The sequence below is a fragment of the Nocardia arthritidis genome, from assembly GCF_011801145.1.
GTDB classification, from domain to species: domain Bacteria; phylum Actinomycetota; class Actinomycetes; order Mycobacteriales; family Mycobacteriaceae; genus Nocardia; species Nocardia arthritidis_A.
Map to the genome: position 1 here is coordinate 5,906,226 of NZ_CP046172.1, position 21,976 is coordinate 5,928,201.

Here is a 21,976-nt window from a genome sequence, read left to right on the forward strand (position 1 = left end):
AACCGGTGCCACGGTCCGCGGGGTATCGGTATGAAGCGCGGACAGGTGTGGCACTACTCCCCCGCACTGCCCGACGGCACCCCCTCACCGCGGCAGAGCACCGTTGTGCTGGTATCCGATCCGGCGGTGATCACCTCGCCCTACCGGTGGTTGCACGCGGTGCCGTTGGTCGACGCCGATCCCGGCCATGTGCTCGCCGTCGAGACCAGCCACGGCTGGGCCGACGCACTGGAGTTGCACCGGGTATACCGGGAGTGGCTCACCGAACAGTCCGGCGAGCTCACCGATGTGGAGGCGGATTCGCTCGATGCGCGACTACGCGCCACGCTCAGCATTTAGGCCCTTTGCCGAAGGTCTCACCAGACTTCGAGGACAGGTCCTGGCCGCGGAAAACCAAGTCGCGCAACCATTTCCACGCATCAGGCACAGTGTCGACGATGGTCGCGCCGTCCGGCGGCGCCGGGCGATCGATCATGACGACCGGTATTCCGGCCGCGCATGCCGCGGTCAATTTGGCATCGGTGAGCGAGCCGCCGCTGTCCTTGGTGACCAGGACATCGATCCGGTGCCCGGCGAGCAGCGCGGATTCCGCCTCGACAGCGAAAGGCCCACGGGCCAGCAATAATTCGTGCCGTGGCGGCAGCGCGCCATCAGGCGGATCGATGGCGCGGATCAGGAACCAGTGTTCGGCGAGCCCGGCGAAGGCGGATACGCCCTGCCTGCCGATCGTAAGGAAAACCCGCTCCCCCAACGTGTTCAGGGCCGCGGCCGCCGACTCGCGATCTGGCACGCGAATCCACTTGTCGCCCAGGCTTTCCGACCAGCCGGGCCGCCGCAGGTGCAGCAGCGGAACGCCGGCGGCCGCGGTGGCCGCCGCGGCATTGGCGCTGATCGTGCCCGCGAACGGATGGGTGGCGTCGACAACGGCCTCGATCGCGTTGGCCGCCAACCATTCCCGCAGCCCCTCCGGGCCGCCGAAGCCGCCGATCCGCACCTGCCCGGCCGGCAGCAGCGGATCGCGGACGCGTCCGGCGAGCGCGGAGACGACGTCGAATCCACGCTCGCTGGAAGCGATTCGGGCGAGTTCACGGGCCTCCCGGGTCCCGCCCAGGATCAGGATTTTCAGGGCTGCCCGCTGAAGTAGGCGATGCCCGCGTTGAGCAGCGACGGGCCGCCGGCCACCGCGAGGCCGATGAGCGCGCCGATCACCGCGCCCGGAATCGCGCCGCCGATGAAGAACAGGAAGCCGATCGCCGCGCCGAGCACGCCGCCGACCAGCGCGCCCAACGAGGAACGCTGCAGTTCGGCGAAGAACCACTCCTGCGCGGAGATCACCTCGGCGGTCGCGGGGGCCGACGCGGTCGGGGTGATCTGCGGGGTGAGCGTCAGCCGGGTGGCGTCGCCGTCGATGGCGGCGGCGATCTCGACCGGTTTGCCCTGCGCGGTGGCCGACAGCGGAATCTCGGTGACCACCTCGCCCGCGGCATTCTTCAACTGCACCGACTTCTTGTCGGCGGTGAGCCCGAACGCGCCGCCGGTGACCGTGGTGACCACCGACTTACCCGCATCCGCCAGCTGCAGCACGTAGTCGACCCCCTTGTCCGCACCCTTGACGGTGGGCGCGGCGGCGGGCTGGTCCTGCGTGACCGGGGCGGGCGCGGGTTCGGCGACGGAGGTACCCGCGGCGACGGTGGTGGCGGCGACGGCCAGCAGCGCCGTCGCGGCGAACTTCTTGTACTTCATCTATCTCCCAATCAAGAACGGACTTCCGGCCTTCGACCGGAACTCCGGGCCGACCCTACCGGGTGCCGACACCTGGCCGAATGCGAGTTCATCTAGGCGCTTTGCGCACGGACCATTGGGTGACCGGCAGTTGCGGACGCCACGCGGTGAATCCGCCGAGCGCTTCGGCTCGATAGATTTGGAACTTTCGCAGTTCGCCGCCGTACTCGGCGGCCCAACGCAGCAGCAGCGCTTCGGATTCCGCGGTGACCGCGTTGGCGACCAATCTGCCGCCGTGGCGCAAATGTGACCAGCAGGTCTCGAACAGGCCATCCTGGGTGAGCCCGCCACCGAGGAATACCGCGTCCGGGATGTCGAGGGGTGGTTCGCTCAGCTCGGCACCGGCCTCGCCGCGCACCATGATATGCGGAACCCCGAGTGCGGCCGCGTTTTCCGCGATCTGGGTGCGGCGCTTCGCCATTCGTTCGAAGGTGACGGCGCGGCAGGCGGGATGGGTGCGGCACCATTCGATGGCGATGCTGCCGGAGCCGCCGCCGATATCCCACAGCAGTTCGCCCGGCGCGGGCGCGAGCGCCGCCAGCGTCAGCGCGCGCACCTCGGCCTTGGTGAGTTGTCCGTCGCCACCGAAGAATTCGTCGGGCAGTCCGGGTAATCGGGTCGCCCGCAGGCGTTTCGGATCGGCCACCGCCTCGATCGCGATGATGTTCAACGGATCGCCGGGCGGCACGTCCCAGGTGTCGGCACGTCCGCTGGTTATCCGCTCCGACGGTCCGCCCAGTTGCTCCAGCACGGTCAGCTCGGAACAGCCGAATCCGTTGTGCCGCAGCAATTCCGCGATTTTCGCCGGGGAGTGCTGGTCCGCGGCGAGTACCAGAATCCGCCGCCCGTCCGTCAATTCGGGCAGCAGCGTTTCCGCCGGCCGCCCGACCACGCTCACCACCGGCGTCTCCGCCACCCCCCAACCCAGCCGCGCACACGCGAGCGATGCCGATGACGGCTGCGGAAATACTTGCAGCGCACCGGAACCCAGCAGCCGGGCCAGCGTCACCCCGATCCCGTAGAACATCGGGTCACCGCTGGCCAGCACCGCGATCCGCCGGTCCGCATGCGCCGCGAACAGCCCGGGCAGCGCGGGCATCAGCGGTGACGGCCAAACCACCCGCTCCGCCGATCCGTCCGGCACGAGCGCCAGCTGCCGCCGGGATCCGAACAGCACCGCGCAGTTCGCGACCGCCTCCCGCGCCGCGCGGCTCAGACCGTCCCAGCCGTCCGCGCCGATGCCGACCACCGCGATTCGCGGGCCGTGCCATTCGGTGCGGCCCGGCGCCGACGGACCGCCTCCGGCGTCCACACCGGATCCGTCTACGTGCGCTTCGCCTCCGGGATTCCCGGCACCGGCAAGCGCGTCGCGGGACAACTCGCGCGCTACCGAAAATTCCCGCCGCGCGGTGGCATCATCCGTGGCGCGATCGGCGGGATTGCCCGCACCAGCGACGAATCCGCTGTCGGCGGCCGAACTCCGCTGCGCCGCACCGATATCGGCGGCTCCCGAACCGAGCATCGACTCACCGGAATGCGCCGACGCGGCCAACCGCCGCTCCGCCGGGAGCGCGCTCACCGCGGCAACCGCCGCCAGATCGCTTGTGGCACAAAACGCATGGCGAAGAACACCGGCCCGAGGATGCCGGGCACCCAAATCGCGCGAGCGCGTTTACGCAGGCCGCGGACGACGGCGTCGGCCACTTGGCCGGGAGTGCTGGAGAACGGGGCCGGACTCATCCCCTCGGTCATCCGGCCGATGACGAAGCCCGGACGCACCAGCAGCAGATGAATCCCGCTGCCGTGCAAGGCATCCGTTAGACCGGAGACGAAACCGTCCAGACCCGCCTTGGCCGATCCGTACACGTAATTGGCGCGCCGCACCCGCACGCCCGCCACCGAACTGAACACCACGATCTGTCCATCACCCTGTGCGCGAAGCAGATTCGCGAGAACCGTCAGAATGCTCAGCTGCGCGACGTAATCGGTGTGCACCACCGAGATCGCGTGCGCCGGATCGCGTTCCGCCCGCTCCTGATCGCCGAGAATGCCGAACGCCAGCACCGTCACCCCGAGCCGCCCGTGCTCGGCCGCGATCTTCTCCAGCAGCGCCTGATGACTCGCCGTATCATCGGCGTCGAATTCGACGGTGTGCACCGCCGTCGCACCGGCCGCCACCAGCCGCGCACTCTCCTGCGCCAACTCGGCACTGCGCCGCGCGGCCAATATCACCACCCGCCCCGCCGCCAATCGCTGCGCCACCTCGAGACCCATCTCGCTGCGCCCACCGAGCAGCAGCACCGGCCCATCCGCGATCCCACGCACTCCCATGCCGCCAAGTCTGTCACCCGCACCCACCACCCCGACCGCCGGGCAACTCCGGTTTCCCATCAGTTCACGACACGCTGAGCCGATTCGACTGACCTGACCGGGTGGCGCCCGGATCGCGCCGCTAACGTCGGAGTATGCCGACCACCAGCACCGCGCTATCGCCGACCGCACTCAAGTTCGTCACCGAACGTCATCTCGCGACACTGTCCACATTGCGCGCCAACGGGACTCCGCATGTGGTGGCGGTGGGGTTCACCTGGGATGCGGAGGCCGGGATCGCCAGGATCATCACGAACGATGGTTCGGTGAAGGTGCGCAATGTGCGGCGCTCGGGGTATGCGGCCGTGAGCCAGGTGGACGGGGCGCGCTGGCTCACCTTGGAGGGACCGGCGCGGGTGCTGGACGATCCGGCCGAGGTCGCCGAGGCCGTGGCTCGATACGCGGCCCGTTACCGGACGCCTCGGGAGAATCCGACCCGGGTGGTGATCGCGATCGAGGTGCGGCGGGTCCTGTCCAGCAGCACCCTCAACGGAATGTCGTGAGCGACGTGTGGTGACGGGACCCGCCCGCCACCACGCGACAATCACTACAGCACGGTCAGACCGTGCGGGCGCTGATTCATCGACTCGCAGCCGTCCGCGGTGACGACGACGATGTCCTCGATGCGGGCGCCCCACTCGCCGCGGAAATAGATGCCGGGTTCGATGCTGAACGCCATGCCCGGCTCCAGCACCAGGTCGTTGCCCGCGACGATGTACGGCTCCTCGTGCACCGACAGGCCGATGCCGTGACCGGTGCGATGCACGAACGCCTCGCCGAATCCGGCCTCCGCCAGCACATCCCGCGCCGCGGCGTCCACCGACTCGGCGGTGACGCCCGGCCGTGCCGCGGCCACCGCCGCGGCCTGCGCGCGCTCCAGCGCGGCGAACTTCGCGGCGACCTCGGCATCCGGCTCACCGATGGCATAGGTGCGGGTGGAGTCCGAGTAGTAGCCGGGTTCGACCGGGCCACCGATATCGATGACCACGACATCCCCCTGCTCGACCCGCCGCTCCGACACCCCGTGATGCGGATCCGCGCCGTGCGGGCCGCTGCCGACGATGACGAACGCCGCCGCGGTATGCCCCTCCGCGACGATGGCGTCGGCGATATCCGCGCCGATCTCGGCCTCGGTGCGCCCCGCCCGCAGGAATTCACCCATCCTGGCGTGCACCCGGTCGATGGCCGCACCGGCCCGGCGCAGCGCGTCGACCTCGGCGGCATCCTTCTTCATGCGCAGCGCGCGCAGTACCGGGGTGGCCGAAACCGGAAGTCCGGTAAAGGATTCCGCCAGCGGCAGCAGGTGTAGCGCGGGCATCACCTCGGTGACCGCCACCCGGGAACCGACATGCAATGCCGACTTCACCAGTTGGTAGGGGTCGACGCCGTCGACCCAGTCGAGCACCTGCAAACCCAGCTCCCCGGCCGCCGAACTCGCCAGCGCCGCCAACTCCATCTTCGGGACCACCACCGACGGCGTCGACCCGTCAGCCGGGATCACCAGGCAGGTCAGCCGTTCGAAAGTTTCCGCGGCGGATCCGATCAGGTACCGCAGATCCGGTCCCGGCGTGATCAACAGCGCGTCCAGGTGTGCGGTGCGCATCTGCTGCACCGCCCGCTCCAGTCGCTCGCCGTAGACCTCCGCCGCGAACCTCGACTCCGTGTGCGAACTCATACCTGCCGACGTTACCTGGTACGCAAGCGCCGATCCGACCGGTTGTCGGATCGTACGGGTAGCCTCTTGGTTCGTGACTGCGTCCGCCGGACCCCTGCTGCTGTTGGATGGTGCGAGCCTGTGGTTCCGCGCCTTTCACGCCATCCCGGAGAAGATCACCGCACCCGACGGTCGTCCGGTGAACGCGCTGCGCGGCTTCACCGATATGGTCGCCGCGCTGATCGTCAAGCACCGGCCGAGCAGGCTGGTGGTCGCCCTCGACCTGGATTGGCGGCCCGCCTACCGGGTGGAGCTGGTGCCCTCGTACAAGGCGCACCGCCTCGACACCGCCGCCGATGCCGCACCCGGCGCCGAGGAGGTGCCGGACACCCTCACCCCGCAGGTCGACATGATCCTGGAGGTCCTGGAGGCGGCCGGTATCGCCACCGGCGGCTCGGCGGGCCTCGAGGCCGACGATGTGCTCGGCACCCTCGCCACCCGCGAACGCACCGATCCGGTGATCGTGGTGAGCGGCGACCGCGACCTGCTGCAGTTGGTCCGCGACGAACCGCGACCGCCGGTGCGGGTGCTGTACGCGGGCCGCGGCCTGGCCAAGGCGGAACTCTTCGGCCCCGCCGAGGTTTCCGCGAAATACGGTGTGCCGCAAGTGAACGCGGGCCCCGCCTACGCGGATATGGCCACCCTGCGCGGCGACGCGTCGGACGGCCTGCCCGGCGTGCCCGGCATCGGCGACAAATCCGCGGCCACCCTGATCACCCGCTTCGGTTCACTGGACGCACTGCGCGCCGCCGTCGACGACCCGGACGCCGACCTCGCCCAGGGTGTCCGCACGAAACTCCGTGCGGCAGAAGCCTATTTGAAGGCGGCCGCCCCGGTGGTCCGCGTCGTCCGCGACGCCGAGGTCACCCTCTCGCGCCCCGACACCCTCCCCACCGCCCCGGCCGACCCGGCCCGCCTCCTCGACCTGGCCGCCCGCTACAACGCCGACAGCCCCATCACCCGACTCACCGCGGCCCTCACCACACCGCGTTAGAAATCCGTTCCGGGCGAACGAGATTCAGCTCGATGCGGAGTCACCATCGTGCACCGCATCGGATGGGTCGACGCGTTGATCGTTGCGCCGCTACGACGTACGCAATCACCCAAGATGGTTGCGGGCAAGCAGAATGCGCCCTGCTGATCCGCCGAATCCGATGCCGCGGACCCGAATTCAACCATCGGAGCGGATCATTCGACGGGCCGGAGTTTGCCGTCGATATTGCCGCGCGGCACCCCGTCCACGGCGACGCACAGGCCGAAAACCCGCTCGTGGCCGGTCCATCCGTTGATGCGGCCGCGGTTGTTTCCGATCTGGATCCGCTTTCCATCGGTTGCCGTCGCCAAGTGCAGGTAAATCGTCCCGGCCACCTTCGCGAGCACGATGTCGCCGACCTCGACGCGCGCGGGATCGACCGGCGCGACCGTCACCAATTGCCGACTGCGGATCAGCGGCACCATCGATGACCCCGTCGGACGGAATCGCACCGTCTCTCCCGATGCGACCCGGGCCGCCACACTGTCCAACACGCCCACGATAGGAGCGTGACGCCCATATCTCGTTCGGCGCAACCGAATTACGCCCGATGCCGAGTGATCGGTACGTCGGGTTGGTGGTTGCGCCGCTACGACGACTGGATCGCCCCAGGCAGGCGCGGGGCGCGTCGGCGAGCGGTGTGCCGGTTCCGCACCCCGGATGCCGTTGTTCCCGCGTCGGTTTCAGGCTCTCGCGCACGCAATAGCATGCGCGAGAAACCAATTGCCGCGCGCGAACCGGATACCTACGTGTTCAAAGGTGAATAAGGGGTCGCCGAACCCCGTCTTCGAACCGCGCATTCGTTGTACGGGGTGTGCACCTTAGAACCGGGGTGCGGCGTCACCGTCACCTGCCAACGCCCTCCGCACCCCGGATGCCGTTGTTCCCGCGTCGGTTTCAGGCTCTCGCGCACGCAATAGCCTGTGCAGGAAGCCAATTGCTACGCGCGAACCAGATACCTACATGTTCAAAGGTGAATCCGGGTGATCTACGCACCGGCGCTGTAGCATCCGGCCTGAGCGGACAAAACCACGCGATTTCCGCCGGATTTCCGCCTATTCGCGCGGATTTTGTCCGCTCAGGCCGAGATCACCTTTGATCCAGTAGGCAACCGGCTCAAAGCACCCCGTCTTCGAACCGCACATTCGATGTACAGGGTGTGCCAAATAGCGACGGGGTGCGGCGGCTATCGACGAAACCGGTACCGGCTGACCCGGTCCCACGTGATGGGAACGAGACCCCGCCTGCCAACGCACCCCGCGCCTACCTCGGGCGATCCAGCCGTCGTAGCGACGCAACCACCCACCCAACGCACCGACCACTCCCAACATGCAGCCCCAACCGCCAAGTCGGCGTGGTGAAGACGGGACCCGCCTGGCCAACGCACTCCACGCCGATGTCGGGCGATCCAGCCGTCATAGCGACGCAACCACGCACCTAACGCACCGACCACTCCCAACGGGACCGACCCGCTGCCGAATCGAGTGCGCACTCACCTCGAACAACCCCGACGCGAAACTGCCACACCACAATCCAGCGCACCAATTAGCTTCCCGCGCACAATCGCACACGCGGGAACCTGAAACCTACGCGGGAACAACGTCATCCGAGGTGGACCGCAATCAACGCACCACGCGCCCATCCCGTACACCGCCGCGCCGCAACTACCCGACCCGCCGAGGCACAACCCTTCGGCCCCAACCGGATCGCCGAACGAACTAGCTCGGCCGACCGACCTCGTACGTCCCGTCGGACTTGGTGATCTTGATGGTCACCTTCTTCTGCTCACCGCTGACCTTGAGGTCGCAGGTGAAGGTCTGGTCCACCTTGACCTCTTGGCCGGACGGGCAGGAGACGTCGCTGACGTCCTGGATGCCGTACGAATCGGACAGCACCTTCTTCACACCGTCCTGGACGGCGGACTGGTCCAGCTTGTCCTTGGAGGTCAGGATCAGGACCAGCGCGACGACACCGCCGATGACCAGCACGCCAATGGCGGCGAGCGCGATGAACAAACCCTTGCCGCGCTTCTTCTGCACCGTCAGGGGTGGCTGCCCCCACTGCTGCGGCTGCTGGCCCCACTGCTGTTGCGGCGGCTGCTGCGCGTTCCAGTCCTGCGGCTGCGCCTGCTGCCACTGCGGTTGCGACTGCCCCCACTGCGGCTGCTGCTGGCTCGGCTGCTGCTGACCCCACTGCTGCTGCGGCGGCTGACCCCACTGCGCCTGCTGCGCGTTCGGATCGTTCCATTGCTGAGTGGGCTGCGCCGCGGACGGATTCTGCGGCTGCTGACCACCCCAGTGCTGGGTGGGCCCGGCCTGGCCCGGCGCCTGCTGACCCCAGTGTTGGGTGGGATCGTCGCGCCCCTCCGGGTTGTTCGGTCCAAACGGGCCGCTCATGAGTCGCTCACCTGCTCGCCTCCACTCGCATAGTTACACATACGGTAGCCCCCCGCGTGCGACTCGTCGCACATGCCTTCGCCGAAACATGCACGAGCCGCGCTGTGTTGATGATTCACTCGCCTCGCTCGCTCAGCGACTCCTACACCACGGTCGGTACGCGAAAGAAATCAAATCACAATCGAATACGTTGTGTTCGCATTGGCGGCCCCGCGTGGTCACCCAACCATGAGCTCATGCCGCGTCCACCGCGACGACACCCCGCCGGATCGCGCGAACCGCCTTCGCCGCGGTGCCCGCGATCTCCGGATCGTCGGCGGTGTTGTGGATCTGGTCGAGCAGATCGATCACCTGACGGCACCAGCGCACGAAATCGCCCGCGGACAGCGGCGCGCCCTGATCGCCGCTGGCCAGCAGCGAATCCGCGAGTCCATCACCGCGCGCCCACTTGTAGACGCCGGTAACGAAACCGAGGTCGGGTTCCCGCGTCGGCGGCAGCTTGTGCCTGGCCTCATCGGTGCGCAGTTCGCTCCACACCCCGATGGTCGCGCCGACCGCGCGCCGGACCGGCGGCGTCGGCCCGCTGGCGCCCAAATAGCCACTCTCCTGGCGGGATTCGTAAACCAGGATCGACGCGACACCGGCCAATTCGGCCGGGCCGAGCCCGCGCCACAGTCCCTGGCGCAGGCATTCGGCGATCACCAGATCGCTTTCCGCGTAGATTCTGGCGAGCCTGCGGCCGTCGGCGGTGACCTCGCCCTCGTGTACGAAGCCGCGTTCGTCGAGCAGCGCGAGAATCCGGTCGAAGGTGCGGGCCAGCGAATTCGTCGTCGCCGCAACCTTTTGCCGCATGGTTTCGGTCTCCCGCAGCAGCCGGTTGTACCGCTCGCCGACACGGCTCATCTGCTCCCGGTCCGGCCTGGTGTGCGCCGGATGCGAGCGCAGGCTGCGCCGCAGCGTCGCCAGTTCCCGATCGTCGGCGGCGGCGGAGCGCTTACCGCGCCGCTGCCTGCCCGGCGCGGATATTCCGGTGCTGCGCAGCGCCGAGGCCAGATCGCTGCGGGCCCGCGCGGTGCGATGATCGACCCGGCGCGGCAGCCGCATATGGCCGAGCGGCTGGGCGGGCGTCGGGAAGTCGGCCACCGACACCCGGCCTGCCCATTTGTCCTCGGTGAGCACCAGTGGACGCGGATCACCCGGTGTCGCATCGGGTTCCAGGATCACCGCGAGCCCGGCCCGCCGCCCGGACGGGATGGCGACCACATCGCCGCGGCGCAGCGCCGTGAGCGCGTCCACGGCGGCGCCGCGCCGATCGGTCCGGCTCTGCTGCGCCAGTTGACGTTCCCGCTGCTTGATCCGTTCGCGCAGCGAAATGTATTCCAGGAAGCCGCTTTCCGAACCGCCGAGCTGATCGCGCAGCTTACGCAGCTGACCCTCGTTGCGCTCGATGCCGCGCACCAGCCCGACCACCGAACGGTCCGCCTGGAACTGGGCGAAGGACCGTTCCAGCAGTGCCCGCGATTCGTCGGCGCCCATCCGATCGATCAGGTTGATCGACATGTTGTAGCCCGGCCGGAACGAACTGCGCAGCGGGTAGGTGCGGGTGGAGGCCAGGCCGGCGACCGCGCTGGTGTCGACCTCGGGCTGCCAGAGCACCACCGCATGGCCCTCGACATCGATGCCGCGCCGACCAGCCCGCCCGGTGAGCTGCGTGTATTCGCCCGGGGTCAGCTCCGCATGCGTTTCGCCGTTGAACTTCACCAGCCGTTCCAGCACCACCGTGCGGGCCGGCATGTTGATGCCCAAAGCCAATGTCTCCGTGGCGAATACGGCCCGCACCAGCCCGTTGACGAACAGTTCCTCGACGGTGTGCCGGAAGGCGGGCAGCATGCCCGCGTGATGTGCGGCGAGCCCGCGGTGCAGCGCCTCGCGCCACTCCCAGTAGCCGAGCACCTCCAGATCCGCCTTCGGCAGGTCGCCGGTGTGCTTCTCGATGATGGCGTCGATCGCGTCGGCCTCATCGGGCCTGCTCAGGTCCAGCCGCGAACGCAGGCACTGGGCCAGCGCGCCGTCGCAGCCCGCCCGGCTGAAGATGAAGGTGATGGCGGGCAGCAGCCCCTCCTCGTCCAGCTTGGCCAGCACCTCGGGGCGCGGCAGCGGACGGAAATCCCGGCGCGGGCCGCCGCCGCGGCGCGGACCACCCCAGGCGTTCGCCCGGTCGGCCTGTTCGCGGTGCCGGATGAACCGCACCAGATCCTCGTCGACCAGCACCTTCTGGTCGGAGGATTTCGAATCGAACAGGTCGAACATGCGCCTGCCGACCATCACGTGCTGCCACAGCGGCACCGGCCTGGTCTCGTCGACCACCACCGCGGTGTCGCCGCGCACGGTCTCCATCCAGGCGCCGAACTCCTCGGCGTTGCTGACCGTCGCGGACAGGCTGACCAGCCGCACATCCGGCGGCAGATGCAGGATGACCTCCTCCCACACCGCGCCGCGGAACCGGTCGGCTAGGTAGTGCACCTCGTCCATCACCACATACGACAGTCCGCGCAACGCGTCCGAGGAGGCGTAGAGCATATTGCGCAGCACCTCGGTGGTCATCACGACCACCGGCGCGTCCGGGTTGATCGACTGGTCGCCGGTGAGCAGGCCGACGCTGTCGCGGCCGTGCCGCTCGGTGAGGTCGGCGAATTTCTGGTTGGACAGCGCCTTGATCGGCGTGGTGTAGAAGCATTTTCCGCCCGCGGCCAGCGCTAGATGTACCGCGAATTCGCCGACGACCGTCTTACCCGCACCGGTCGGCGCGCAGACGAGCACGCTGTGCCCGGCTTCCAGCGCCTTGCAGGCGGTGTGCTGGAAAGGGTCGAGGGTGAACCTCAGCTCAGCGGAGAAGGCGGCAAGCTGCGACCGTTGATCTGTCACCGTCAGAGGGTATCGGAGTAGTCCGACACCGGTCGTGCGGATTTATCCGCGGGATCCATGATCGATTCGGCGGGCCGGATCGGTTCCGGCGCGGCGATCTCGGAGGCCTGGTCATCGGACAGCGCCGCCCAGTCCTCGGCCTGCTGCCGCCGGGCCCGCCGCTTGTCATTGAGCCGGGAGAACTGGATGGCGACCTCGAACAGCACCGTCAGCGCGAAGGCCAGCGCCAGCATGGAGAACGGGTCCTGCGGTGTGACGATGGCCGCGAATACGAAGAGTCCGAACGTGATTCCGCGCCGCCACCGCTTCAGCTTGTCGTAGGTGAGCACGCCGATGAGGTTCAAACCCACGATCAGCAGCGGAGTTTCGAAGCTCACGCCGAAGATGACGAGCAGTTTGATGATGAAGCTGAAGTACTGCGAACCGCTCAGCGCGGTGATCTGGACATTGTTGCCGATCGTCAGCAGGAACGACAACGCGTGCGCCACAACGACGTAGGCCAGCACCGCTCCGGTGACGAAGAGCACCGATCCCGAGGACACGAAGCCGACGGCGTACTTGCGCTCCTTGGCGTACAGGCCAGGTGTGATGAACGCCCACAGTTGATATAGCCAGATCGGTGCGGCAAGGACGATGCCCGCCGTCATGCCGACCTTGAGACGCAGGCTGAACTGCTCGAACGGCGCGGTCGCCAACAGCTGACAAGCGTTGGGGTCCGGACTCAGCTGGGCACGTGAGGACGCGGGCAGCGCGCAGTAGGGCCCGGTCAGGATATCTCCCAGGCTCTCCAGGCCGAAGATCGAGTACTTGTACCAAAGGAAGCCGACGATCGTGGTGACGACGATCGCCGCGATCGAGACCAGCAGCCGGTAGCGCAGCTCGTGCAGGTGCTCGACCAACGACATGGTGCCGTCGGGATTCAACCTGCGCTTGCTGCGCCGGGGATCGAACGGGATTCGCATGATGGTGTGGTTGCCCCTGCTTCAGTGAGCCGCGCCGACGCATTGTCCGGAGCGAGTGGCTCGCCCCGGGATGAAACTATGTGCGGTCAGACCGACTTCGGCTCACTTTGGGGCTTGGTCAGCGTCGGCTGCTCGGGCTGCGCGACGGGCAGCTCCTGCTGCGGTTGCTGAGTGGGTGCTGGGGCGGGTGCGGTGCTTTCCGACTGCATCTGCGTGACCTCGCTCTTGAAGATCCGCATCGACTTACCCAGGCTGCGGGCCGCGTCGGGCATCCGCTTCGCGCCGAAGAACAGCACGAAGACGGCTGCGATGATCAGCCAGTGCCAGATGCTCAAACCGCCAGTCATGATTTACCTCCGAAGACTGTGGTGTGCGGACCTTTCCGCACACGGTGACAAGGCATGCCGAAGGCACGTCCCATCACCAGTGATAGTTCAGATGCTACCGGACCCCGAACTGGGTGAACTCCTCCTACCGGCCGCATTCAGCGACCCTTCAGCCGTTCGCCTGTGCGATCGCCGCCCGCAGTTGCGCGAACAGCTCGGCGCCGGTCCACCGGCGCTGGTCGCCCTGCTCGGCCGCCACGATCAACTCTATGAGCCGCTGATTCACCGGGGTCGGCATGCCGACCATCGCGCCGAGGCTCACGATCTCCCCACACAACCAGGAGATTTCGGTTTTGCGACCGAGCGCCAGATCGTCGGCCATCGACGAGCGCGCCTGCGGATCCACGGCGAGCACCTGCGCGGCGAACCGGTGGAATACCGCGTCCGGCACCGTGAGCGACCGGGCGAACAGTTCCGGCGGCAGCGGGGTGAGCCGGGCGGGTTTTATGCGCGCCCTCTTCATCGCGGCCAGCGCCTCCCGCTGGGTCAGCGACAGGCAGCGCCGGAAGTCGCGATCCGCCAATTGCTCCCGCAGCGGCAGCCCCGACAGCGCGTTGATCGGATTGTTCAGGTTGATCAGCAGTTTCGACCACTGCACCGGCAGCAGATCCGGGTAGCGGCGCAGCGGCAGCCCCGCGGCCGCGAACAGTTCGACGAACGGTTCCAGCGCCGGATCGTCCTGCACGGCGAGCCCGCCCTCGGTGCCGCGATGGAAATGCCCGCCGCCGTGCTGCACCACGTTGAACATCACCATGCCCGCCAGCACCACACAGGTGGGCAGGATCTCCCGGATCACCGCGTCGTTGCCGATGCCGTTCTGCAGGCTGAGCACCAAGGTGCCGGGCTTGATCCGGCCGACCAGATCGCGCACCGCCTCCGCGGTCGCCGCCGATTTCACCGTCACCAGCACCAGATCCACCGATCCCGCCGAATCCGGCTTGGGCGCCACCCAGAACCTGGTGTTGGGCACCTCGGCGTCGTTGCCGTCCAGATCGGTGAGCAGCAGGCCCGACGCCGCGATCTCGTCCAGCACCCGCGGCCTGCCGACGAAGGTGACGTCCGCGCCCGCCGACGCCAGCCGTCCGCCGACGTAAACGCCGACACTGCCCGCGCCGAGCACCATCACCTGACCCGTCACGCGGGAGCAGCCTCCTCGAATCCGGCTTCCTCATAGGCGGCGAGCGCCGCATTCGACCGCTCCCGCACCGCGGCGACCAGTTCCGGCGGGCCGAGCACCGTGACACCTGAACCGAAGCCGAGCAACAGCCGCGCCATCCAGTCCAGCGTGGCGAACCGCATGGTCGCCTCCAGGCCACCGTCCGGGTGCACGGCCACCTTGTGCATCGGATACTGGTCCAGCACCCAGGCATAGTCGGCGCGAATCAGCAAGCGCGCCAACGGAACCGCCGGATCGTCCTGGAACAGGTCGAGCGCCGCCGACTCCTCGGTGGCGTGGCTCGGCGGCCGCGCCGGCTCGTCCAGCGCGGTGGCGTCCTCGATGCGGTCGAACCGGAACAACCGAACCCCCTCGGCCGACCTGCACCACGCTTGTAGGTAACTGTTGTTGTCCACCAATACGATTCGGATCGGATCGACCACTCGCTCGGACACCACATCCCGGCTCGCCGAGTAATACACCAGCCGCAGCGCCCGGTGCCGGGCCAGCGCCGAGCGCACCGTCGCCACCGCGGGCGCCTCCACCGGCGCCGCGATCTCGGCGGATCCGGCGCCCTCGCCGACGATCGCCGCCTCGATCTTCGCGATCGCCGCATGCGCGGCCGTCGGATCCACCATGCCCGGCATATCCACGATCGAGCGCAGCGCCACCAGCAGGGCCGTCGCCTCCGTCGAGGTGAGCCGCAGCGGGCGCTCGATGCCGGCGGAGAAGGTGACCTCGATGCTCTCCTCGGAGAACGACAGGTCGATCAGGTCGCCGGGACCGTAACCGGGCAGGCCGCACATCCACAGCTGGTTGAGGTCGCTCATCAGCTGTTTGGCGGTGACGCCCAGATCGTCGGCGGCCTCCGCCGCGCTGATACCGGGATTCGCGATGAAGTACGGGATCATGTTCAGCAGCCGCGAAAGCCGAACCGACAGCCGCGAATTCACGCCCTGACCTCCGTGTGGTCGAACACCGAACGCAGCCGGGCGATCACATCGGCGCGCAACTCGTCCGGGGCGAGCACCACCGCGTCGGGGCCCAGACCGGTGATCAACCGGGCCACCCAGTCGCGCGAGCGGATCGGGAATTCCACGATCGCGCCCGGCCGCCCGCCGATGGACCGCTCCTCGACCACCATGCCCTGCCTGCGCAGCTCGCGCCCGCGGCCGTCGGCCACCCACACCGTCGCGGTGCCGCTGACCGTCGGCGAACTGCCGGTGACCTCGGCGACGATCGCGCGCAGGTCGACGCCATCGGGTTTGTGCACCGAATTCGGCGGACCGTAGGGGGTGATGTCCTCACCGATCCGGGAGAGCCGGAAGCTGCGGACCGCATCGCGATCCCGGTCGTGCCCGACCAGATACCAGCGGCCGTGGTGCGTCACCACACCCCATGGCTCCACATCCCGCATCAGATAAGGGGCATTGATAGCGCCGCGATGTTCGAACCGCACCGCCTGCCCGGCATCGATCGCGGCGAGCAGTTTGCCGAGCACCGGCTCGGAGCCCCTGGTGCGCGCGGGCACCGCGGGCACCGACGCCACCGCCGCATCGGTCTCCACATGAATTCCGGCCGCCCGCAATTTCAGCAGCGCCCCCTCGGCGGCCGCCGCCAGCTCCGGCGACTCCCACATCTGCACCGCGACCGCGACCGCCGCGGCCTCCGCGCTGGTCAGATCGATCTCGGGTAGCTCGTAGGCGTCGCGGTTGATCCGGTAGCCCTCCGCCGTCGAATACCGGCTCACCGGACCGATCTCCAGCGGAATGCCGAGGTCACGCAGCTCGTTCTTATCCCGCTCGAACATCCGGCTGAACGCCTCGTCGCTGACCGAATCCTCGTAGCCAGCGACGCTCTCCCGGATCCGCTCCGCGGTCAGGAACTGCCGGGTCGACAGCAGCGCGATGACCAGATTCATCAGCCGCTCGACCTTGGATATCGCCACCCGATAGAGGGTAATCGGCGGCACGCGCCCACCGCGCGGCGGCGCGCGATTCGCCGGCGGGCCGTGTCGATGATTCGGCCGCGATACGCCGGATCCGGGCATGATCGAATCATGATCATCGCGTTCTCCGTCACACCGTTGGGCACCGGCGTCGAGGTCGGCCGGGCCGTCGCCGAAGCCGTGCGCGTCGTGCGCGCCAGCGGACTGCCCAACCGCACCGATGCCATGTTCACCACCGTCGAGGGTGAATGGGATGAGGTGATGGGCGTCGTCAAACAGGCCACCGACGCGGTCATGGCGGTCGCGCCGCGCTGCAGTCTGGTGTTGAAGGCGGATATCCGGCCCGGGGTCACCGGGGCGATGACCTCGAAGGTGGAATCGGTCGAGCGTTATCTCGCGGAGGGGTGAGGTCGGGTCGGCATGCGGCGGGCCGCCGATCCGGCCCGCTCCGAATGCGGCCGCCGCGAACCCGATGCCGTCGCCGACCGCGCGCAACCGCTCGTTCGCACCCCCCACCTGGTCCAGCTGCTCCTGCAGCGGCCCGAGCCCCGTCGTGACGCGGATGTTCACCGCGTCGACCGCGTCCAGGAATTCGGCGATCCTCGGGAACGTCTGATCTCAGTCCCGCTGCGGTGGATAACCGGGCGGCGGGTACGAACCCGGCGGCTGGGCCGGATAGCCGGAGGGCTGCTGATACCCGGGTGCGCCCGAATAACCCGGTGGCGCTTGATAACCCGGGCCTGACTGCGCGCCCGGTCCGGGCTGATAACCTGGCCGCGGCTGCGCGCCAGGTGTGGGCTGATAACCCGGTTGCGGCTGCACGCCAGGTGTGGGCTGATAACCCGGTTGCGGCTGGGCACCGGGTGTGTGCTGGTAACCCGAAGGCTGTGCACCAGGTGTTGCGCTATGGCCGGATTGTGGCGGATACCCTTGACCAGCAGCGTAATTGGGCGTTGCCGGATGCCCGCTGGGCGAATACCCCTGTGCCGGTGAGTATCCACCCGCCGGATATCCCTGTGCGGGCGGATATGCCCCTGCCGCCGGATATCCCGGCTGATTCGCCCCCTGCCGATTCTGTTGTGCCAGTGCGTCTTCGTACGTGTCGGCGACCTCGACCAACCAGTGTTTCTTCGGCCGGAACCACGGATGGAACAGAATCCCGCCGAGCACCACGAACACCACACCAGCACCCGCGAGCTTCAGCCCACCGGACCGATCCGATGACGCCGCACAACTCTGATGCCCCGACCCCGTTGCCGCACAATGCGATCCGGACTTGACGAACAGATACCCACCGAAGCAGAGCAGCCCGACCCCGACAAGCACCATGATCCACGCCCAGAACAGCGTCCGCGCATTCTCCAACTTGTTCGAAAAGTTGAGCGCCGTTTTCCAAAACGCCATGAACATCCCCCCTCGGTCGTCCAACAAACCCTACCGCCGGTCAGCCTGCCACACGGCACCGACCACCGGAATCCGTTCGGCGGCATGCCGCGACCGTCAGCTGAGCGGAGTGCGCAACAACTCCCGACTTCGGCGCCGCGCATCACCGACCATCGCCGATGGGTCGACGACAAGCACGTCACTCACCACGCAATTCCCGCAAGGTCTCGACTGCGAAATCACCGGTGACATCCGACTCCGGATCTTTTGCTAGCGCCTTGCGAATCTCGGCGAAGGCCTCGGCCTTCTCGTCGGGAATCTCAACGCCCGCCCCGGGTCCTGGATCGCTGGCAAGTGCCTGCCGAACGGCGACGGTCGCGCCCGACTTCGGAGGGCGTCGCGCCATCGCGATGAATTCCTGCCACAGATATGCGGAGAGCGACATACCCGCTTCGGCGGCGCAGGTACGGAGTACCTCGACAACCTCTTCGGGTACGTCATCAATCCGGATCGTGGCCATAGCGCTTATATGTAGCGCTACGGCCACGCTTCGCGAGCGGTTAACTACATCGACGCGATCAGCCGGTCGACTCGTTCGTCCACCGAGCGGAACGGGTCCTTGCAGAGCACGGTGCGCTGGGCCTGGTCGTTCAGCTTGAGGTGGACCCAGTCGACGGTGAAGTCGCGGCCCGCCTCCTGGGCGGCGGTGATGAAGTCGCCGCGCAGTTTCGCCCTGGTGGTCTGCGGCGGGGTGTCCACCGCGGCGTCGACGGCCTCGTCCTCGGTGATCCGCTTGGCCAGCCCCTTGCGCTGCAGCAGGTCGAAGACGCCGCGGCCGCGCTTGATGTCGTGGTAGGCCAGATCGAGCTGGGCGATCTTGGGGTCGGCCAGCTCCATGTTGTAGCGGTCCTGGTAGCGCTGGAAGAGTTTGCGCTTGATCACCCAGTCGATCTCGGTGTCGACCTTGGCGAAGTCCTGACTCTCCACCGCGTCCAGCGTGCGACCCCACAGGTCGACGACCTGGTCGATCTGCGGATCGCGGTCGCGGTTGCGCAGGTGCTCGACGGCGCGGGCGTAGTACTCGCGCTGGATATCGAGGGCGCTGGCCTGCCTGCCGCCCGCCAACCGCACCGGACGGCGCCCGGTGAGATCGTGCGAAACCTCGCGAATGGCACGAATCGGATTGTCCAGCGCGAAATCTCGGAACGAGACGCCCGCCTCGATCATCTCCAGCACCAGGGCGGCGGTGCCGACCTTGAGCATGGTTGTGGTCTCGGACATATTCGAATCGCCGACGATGACATGCAGGCGGCGGTACTTCTCCGCGTCGGCGTGCGGCTCGTCGCGGGTGTTGATGATCGGCCGCGACCGCGTGGTCGCCGAGGAGACGCCCTCCCAGATGTGTTCGGCGCGCTGCGAGAGGCAGAAGGTGGCGGCCTTCGGCGTCTGCAACACCTTGCCTGCGCCGCAGATCAGCTGGCGGGTGACCAGGAACGGCAGCAGCACATCGGAGATCCGGGAGAACTCCCCGGCCCGCACGACGAGGAAGTTCTCGTGGCAGCCGTAGGAGTTGCCCGCCGAATCGGTGTTGTTCTTGAACAGGTAGATATCGCCGCCGATACCTTCCTCGGCGAGCCGCTGCTCGGCGTCGATGAGCAGCTCTTCCAGCACCCGCTCCCCCGCGCGGTCGTGGGTGACCAGCTGGTGCAGGCTGTCGCATTCGGCGGTGGCGTACTCCGGATGCGACCCGACGTCGAGGTAGAGCCGAGCACCGTTGCGGAGGAACACGTTCGAGCTACGGCCCCAGGACACGACCCGGCGGAAAAGGTACCGGGCTACCTCGTCGGGGGACAGCCGACGGTGACCGTGGAAGGTGCACGTGACACCGAATTCGGTCTCGATCCCCATGATTCGTCGCTGCACACTATCGACATTACAGCTATGTCGTACCGTCGCGTGGGGCTGCGGAGAACCGGGATGCATACGTCTTCGCAACGATTTGGGCGGTTTCGCCGATTCTGCCAAGACCCTGAGCCCATGGGGCCCTTGACACACCTCGGGCCCGCGATCACGGCCGACCGACCGGTTTCGCGGGCCCGGGATTGTGTTGTGCCGGTTGACTACTCCGCTTCGGCGTCCTCCGCCTTCGGCTTCGCCTTACCCTTGGCCGGGTTCAGCAACTGCTCCAACTGAGCGCTGGTGATCCGGCGGAAGGCCCGCCGCGGCCGCGCCTGCTCGAGCGTGGCCACCTCCAGCAGGCTCACCCCGATCACCCGCTTCTCCTTCTCCGGCCCCTCCGAGGCCCCGGCCTGTAGCGCCTTGACGGCGACGCCGACCGCACCGGCCAGGTCGAGACCCGATTTGTAGGAGGCCTTGAGCGCCGTCACGATGGGTTCGGTGGTGCCGCCCATCACGACGTAATCGCGCTCGTCGACGATCGAACCGTCGAAGGTGATCCGGTAGAGCACCGAACGCGGATCCTGCTCCGGATACCCCACCTCGGCGACGCAGATCTCCACCTCGTACGGCTTCATCTGGTCGCTGAAGATCGAGCCGAGCGCGGAGGCGTACGCGTTGGCCAGCGCCCGCCCCGTGACGTCGCGGCGGTCGAACTGGTAACCGCGCAGATCGGCCTGCAGAATGCCACCGCGGCGCAGGCTCTCGAACTCGTTGTACTTGCCGACCGCGGCGAAACCGACCCGGTCGTACAGCTCACTCACCTTGTGCAGCGTCGCGGACGGATTCTCCGCGACGAACAGCACGCCCTTGTCGTACACGAGCACCACGACACTGCGACCCCGAGCGATGCCCTTGCGCGCGAGCTCGGTCTTGTCGCGCACGATCTGCTCGGCCGACATGAAGTACGGCAGGGTCATGCGCCTGCACTCCCTTCCTCCGCGGCCTCGCGGTCCGCGACGATCGCGCGGGTGATCTCCGCGAGCTGGGCCTCGGTCACCTCGACCGCACCCTCCTCATCGATGACGATCGCCGTCGGATAGATCCCGCGAACCAGGTCGGGACCGCCGGTGGCGGTGTCGTCGTCGGCCGCGTCGAACAGGGCCTCCACCGCGATCCGGAGCGCACGCTCCTGATCAATTCCCTTGGCGTACAACTTCTTCAACGACGATTTGGCGAACGTCGAGCCGGAACCGACCGCGGCGTAACCGAATCGCTCCTCACTGCGGCCACCCACCACGTCGAACGAGACGATCCGGCCGGCCCGGTCCGGATCGGTCGCGTTCACGTCGTAGCCGACCAGGATCGGCACGACGGCCAGACCCTGCATGGCGATGGGCAGATTGTCCCGCACCATCTTCGACAGTTTGTTGGCCTTACCGTCGAAGGTCAGCGAAACACCCTCGATCTTCTCGTAGTGCTCCAACTCCACCGCGAAGATCCGCACCATCTCCACCGCCATGCCCGCGGTACCCGCGATCCCGGAGGCGGAGTAGGTGTCGGTGATGAACACCTTCTCGATATCCCGCTGCGCCAACAGGTTTCCCATGGTGGCGCGCCGGTCGCCCGCGATGAGCACGCCGCCGCGATAACTGATCGCGACGATCGTGGTGCCGTGCGGCGCGATATCCTTCACGGCCGCACCGTCCAACGCGCCGAACCTGCTGCCGGGCAACAGATCCGGCGCGTGCTCACGCAGATACTCGGAGAAGGATGAGAGGGCGTACCCCAAGTGGAGACGCGTGGGGTCACCTGCAGTCACTGGCCGCCCTTCTGAACATACGCGCGGACGAAGTCCTCGGCGTTCTCCTCGAGCACATCGTCGATCTCGTCGAGCAGGTCGTCGGTGTCCTCCGCCAGCTTTTCCCGGCGCTCCTGGCCCGCGGTCTCGACGCCGTCGAGGCCCTCATCGTCGTCGCCGCCCCCGGCGCGCTTGGTCTGCTCTTGTGCCATGGCAGCCGACCT

Annotated in this window: 23 protein-coding genes; 4 read left to right on the forward strand and 19 right to left on the reverse strand. The window is 67.8% G+C overall.

Going from position 1 to position 21,976, the window contains the following annotated elements:
• Positions 1 to 30 precede the first annotated feature (30 nt).
• A complete protein-coding gene (locus tag F5544_RS26525) occupies positions 31 to 339 on the forward strand; it encodes a hypothetical protein (RefSeq protein ID WP_167475698.1) in 309 nt (102 codons plus the stop codon).
• Here F5544_RS26525 and F5544_RS26530 read toward each other — a convergent pair.
• The 4 genes from F5544_RS26530 to F5544_RS26545 all read right to left on the reverse strand — a co-directional run bounded on the left by F5544_RS26530 (position 329) and on the right by F5544_RS26545 (position 4,113).
• Positions 329 to 1,126, reverse strand: a complete 798-nt coding sequence (locus F5544_RS26530; protein ID WP_167479496.1) for a cobalt-precorrin-6A reductase — start codon at positions 1,124 to 1,126, stop codon at positions 329 to 331. The two genes, F5544_RS26525 and F5544_RS26530, sit on opposite strands and share 11 nt — an antisense overlap.
• The gene (locus F5544_RS26535) at positions 1,123 to 1,743 is read right to left on the reverse strand and encodes a hypothetical protein (protein WP_167475699.1); all 621 of its coding nucleotides are present in this window, start codon (positions 1,741 to 1,743) and stop codon (positions 1,123 to 1,125) included. The genes F5544_RS26530 and F5544_RS26535 overlap by 4 nt, the downstream gene beginning before the upstream one ends.
• Before the next feature lie 88 nt (positions 1,744 to 1,831).
• Positions 1,832 to 3,094 (reverse strand): precorrin-6y C5,15-methyltransferase (decarboxylating) subunit CbiE, encoded by a 1,263-nt coding sequence (cbiE, locus tag F5544_RS26540; protein WP_428847181.1) that lies wholly within the window; start codon positions 3,092 to 3,094, stop codon positions 1,832 to 1,834.
• Positions 3,095 to 3,357: 263 nt separating this feature from the next.
• On the reverse strand, positions 3,358 to 4,113 hold the full coding sequence (locus tag F5544_RS26545; RefSeq protein WP_167475700.1) for an SDR family NAD(P)-dependent oxidoreductase: 756 nt from the start codon (positions 4,111 to 4,113) through the stop codon (positions 3,358 to 3,360).
• Positions 4,114 to 4,247: 134 nt separating this feature from the next.
• On the opposite strand from F5544_RS26545, the gene F5544_RS26550 reads away from it, so the two are divergent.
• Positions 4,248 to 4,655, forward strand: coding sequence for a PPOX class F420-dependent oxidoreductase (locus F5544_RS26550; protein ID WP_167475701.1), 408 nt, complete (start codon positions 4,248 to 4,250; stop codon positions 4,653 to 4,655).
• Between the two features lie 44 nt (positions 4,656 to 4,699).
• Here the strand turns inward: F5544_RS26550 and F5544_RS26555 are convergent, their stop codons facing one another.
• Positions 4,700 to 5,827 (reverse strand): M24 family metallopeptidase, encoded by a 1,128-nt coding sequence (locus F5544_RS26555; RefSeq protein ID WP_167475702.1) that lies wholly within the window; start codon positions 5,825 to 5,827, stop codon positions 4,700 to 4,702.
• Positions 5,828 to 5,900: 73 nt separating this feature from the next.
• Between F5544_RS26555 and F5544_RS26560 the strand changes: the two genes are divergently transcribed.
• The gene (locus F5544_RS26560; RefSeq protein ID WP_167475703.1) at positions 5,901 to 6,860 is read left to right on the forward strand and encodes a 5'-3' exonuclease; all 960 of its coding nucleotides are present in this window, start codon (positions 5,901 to 5,903) and stop codon (positions 6,858 to 6,860) included.
• A gap of 194 nt (positions 6,861 to 7,054) precedes the next feature.
• Here F5544_RS26560 and F5544_RS26565 read toward each other — a convergent pair whose 3' ends face one another.
• The 8 genes from F5544_RS26565 to F5544_RS26600 all read right to left on the reverse strand — a co-directional run bounded on the left by F5544_RS26565 (position 7,055) and on the right by F5544_RS26600 (position 16,672).
• Positions 7,055 to 7,399 (reverse strand): S26 family signal peptidase, encoded by a 345-nt coding sequence (locus F5544_RS26565; RefSeq protein WP_167475704.1) that lies wholly within the window; start codon positions 7,397 to 7,399, stop codon positions 7,055 to 7,057.
• A 1,218-nt stretch (positions 7,400 to 8,617) separates the two neighbouring features.
• Entirely contained in the window at positions 8,618 to 9,295 is a 678-nt protein-coding gene (locus F5544_RS26570; RefSeq protein WP_167475705.1) for a DUF4333 domain-containing protein, read from the reverse strand.
• A gap of 234 nt (positions 9,296 to 9,529) precedes the next feature.
• Positions 9,530 to 12,220, reverse strand: a complete 2,691-nt coding sequence (locus F5544_RS26575; protein ID WP_428847072.1) for a DEAD/DEAH box helicase — start codon at positions 12,218 to 12,220, stop codon at positions 9,530 to 9,532.
• Positions 12,221 to 12,222: 2 nt separating this feature from the next.
• Complete coding sequence (tatC, locus tag F5544_RS26580; protein ID WP_167475706.1) at positions 12,223 to 13,182, reverse strand: twin-arginine translocase subunit TatC; 960 nt, start codon at positions 13,180 to 13,182, stop codon at positions 12,223 to 12,225.
• Positions 13,183 to 13,268: 86 nt separating this feature from the next.
• A complete protein-coding gene (gene tatA, locus F5544_RS26585; RefSeq protein ID WP_167475707.1) occupies positions 13,269 to 13,529 on the reverse strand; it encodes a Sec-independent protein translocase subunit TatA in 261 nt (86 codons plus the stop codon).
• A 148-nt stretch (positions 13,530 to 13,677) separates the two neighbouring features.
• The gene (locus tag F5544_RS26590) at positions 13,678 to 14,706 is read right to left on the reverse strand and encodes a 2-dehydropantoate 2-reductase (RefSeq protein WP_238846679.1); all 1,029 of its coding nucleotides are present in this window, start codon (positions 14,704 to 14,706) and stop codon (positions 13,678 to 13,680) included.
• Entirely contained in the window at positions 14,703 to 15,677 is a 975-nt protein-coding gene (locus F5544_RS26595) for a helix-turn-helix transcriptional regulator (protein ID WP_167475708.1), read from the reverse strand. The genes F5544_RS26590 and F5544_RS26595 overlap by 4 nt, the downstream gene beginning before the upstream one ends.
• Positions 15,674 to 16,672: a helix-turn-helix transcriptional regulator gene (locus tag F5544_RS26600; RefSeq protein WP_167475709.1), complete on the reverse strand. Its 999-nt coding sequence runs from the start codon at positions 16,670 to 16,672 to the stop codon at positions 15,674 to 15,676. The genes F5544_RS26595 and F5544_RS26600 overlap by 4 nt, the downstream gene beginning before the upstream one ends.
• Before the next feature lie 111 nt (positions 16,673 to 16,783).
• Here F5544_RS26600 and F5544_RS26605 point away from each other — a divergent pair, with 111 nt between their 5' ends.
• Entirely contained in the window at positions 16,784 to 17,080 is a 297-nt protein-coding gene (locus tag F5544_RS26605; RefSeq protein WP_167475710.1) for an MTH1187 family thiamine-binding protein, read from the forward strand.
• A gap of 210 nt (positions 17,081 to 17,290) precedes the next feature.
• On the opposite strand, the gene F5544_RS26610 is transcribed toward F5544_RS26605, so the two are convergent.
• The 6 genes from F5544_RS26610 to F5544_RS26635 all read right to left on the reverse strand — a co-directional run bounded on the left by F5544_RS26610 (position 17,291) and on the right by F5544_RS26635 (position 21,964).
• Positions 17,291 to 18,076, reverse strand: a complete 786-nt coding sequence (locus tag F5544_RS26610; protein ID WP_167475711.1) for a hypothetical protein — start codon at positions 18,074 to 18,076, stop codon at positions 17,291 to 17,293.
• A 178-nt stretch (positions 18,077 to 18,254) separates the two neighbouring features.
• Complete coding sequence (locus F5544_RS45775; RefSeq protein WP_174867414.1) at positions 18,255 to 18,575, reverse strand: hypothetical protein; 321 nt, start codon at positions 18,573 to 18,575, stop codon at positions 18,255 to 18,257.
• Between the two features lie 44 nt (positions 18,576 to 18,619).
• Entirely contained in the window at positions 18,620 to 19,978 is a 1,359-nt protein-coding gene (pafA, locus tag F5544_RS26620) for a Pup--protein ligase (RefSeq protein ID WP_194252436.1), read from the reverse strand.
• A gap of 197 nt (positions 19,979 to 20,175) precedes the next feature.
• The gene (gene prcA / locus F5544_RS26625) at positions 20,176 to 20,931 is read right to left on the reverse strand and encodes a proteasome subunit alpha (RefSeq protein WP_167475713.1); all 756 of its coding nucleotides are present in this window, start codon (positions 20,929 to 20,931) and stop codon (positions 20,176 to 20,178) included.
• Complete coding sequence (gene prcB, locus F5544_RS26630) at positions 20,928 to 21,773, reverse strand: proteasome subunit beta (protein ID WP_167475714.1); 846 nt, start codon at positions 21,771 to 21,773, stop codon at positions 20,928 to 20,930. Before prcB ends, prcA begins: the two co-directional genes overlap by 4 nt.
• Entirely contained in the window at positions 21,770 to 21,964 is a 195-nt protein-coding gene (locus F5544_RS26635; protein WP_167475715.1) for a ubiquitin-like protein Pup, read from the reverse strand. Before F5544_RS26635 ends, prcB begins: the two co-directional genes overlap by 4 nt.
• Between the last annotated feature and the right edge of the window lie 12 nt (positions 21,965 to 21,976).

What these genes read in the sequence shown, in the direction of transcription:
- F5544_RS26525 (WP_167475698.1), top strand. Translation starts at nt 31, where the DNA reads ATGAAGCGCGGACAGGTGTGGCACTACTCCCCCGCACTGCCCGACGGC.
- F5544_RS26535 (WP_167475699.1), bottom strand. Translation starts at nt 1,743, where the DNA reads ATGAAGTACAAGAAGTTCGCCGCGACGGCGCTGCTGGCCGTCGCCGCC.
- F5544_RS26545 (WP_167475700.1), bottom strand. Translation starts at nt 4,113, where the DNA reads ATGGGAGTGCGTGGGATCGCGGATGGGCCGGTGCTGCTGCTCGGTGGG.
- F5544_RS26550 (WP_167475701.1), top strand. Translation starts at nt 4,248, where the DNA reads ATGCCGACCACCAGCACCGCGCTATCGCCGACCGCACTCAAGTTCGTC.
- F5544_RS26555 (WP_167475702.1), bottom strand. Translation starts at nt 5,827, where the DNA reads ATGAGTTCGCACACGGAGTCGAGGTTCGCGGCGGAGGTCTACGGCGAG.
- F5544_RS26570 (WP_167475705.1), bottom strand. Translation starts at nt 9,295, where the DNA reads ATGAGCGGCCCGTTTGGACCGAACAACCCGGAGGGGCGCGACGATCCC.
- tatC (WP_167475706.1), bottom strand. Translation starts at nt 13,182, where the DNA reads ATGCGAATCCCGTTCGATCCCCGGCGCAGCAAGCGCAGGTTGAATCCC.
- tatA (WP_167475707.1), bottom strand. Translation starts at nt 13,529, where the DNA reads ATGACTGGCGGTTTGAGCATCTGGCACTGGCTGATCATCGCAGCCGTC.
- F5544_RS26605 (WP_167475710.1), top strand. Translation starts at nt 16,784, where the DNA reads ATGATCATCGCGTTCTCCGTCACACCGTTGGGCACCGGCGTCGAGGTC.
- F5544_RS26610 (WP_167475711.1), bottom strand. Translation starts at nt 18,076, where the DNA reads ATGGCGTTTTGGAAAACGGCGCTCAACTTTTCGAACAAGTTGGAGAAT.
- F5544_RS45775 (WP_174867414.1), bottom strand. Translation starts at nt 18,575, where the DNA reads ATGGCCACGATCCGGATTGATGACGTACCCGAAGAGGTTGTCGAGGTA.
- prcA (WP_167475713.1), bottom strand. Translation starts at nt 20,931, where the DNA reads ATGACCCTGCCGTACTTCATGTCGGCCGAGCAGATCGTGCGCGACAAG.
- F5544_RS26635 (WP_167475715.1), bottom strand. Translation starts at nt 21,964, where the DNA reads ATGGCACAAGAGCAGACCAAGCGCGCCGGGGGCGGCGACGACGATGAG.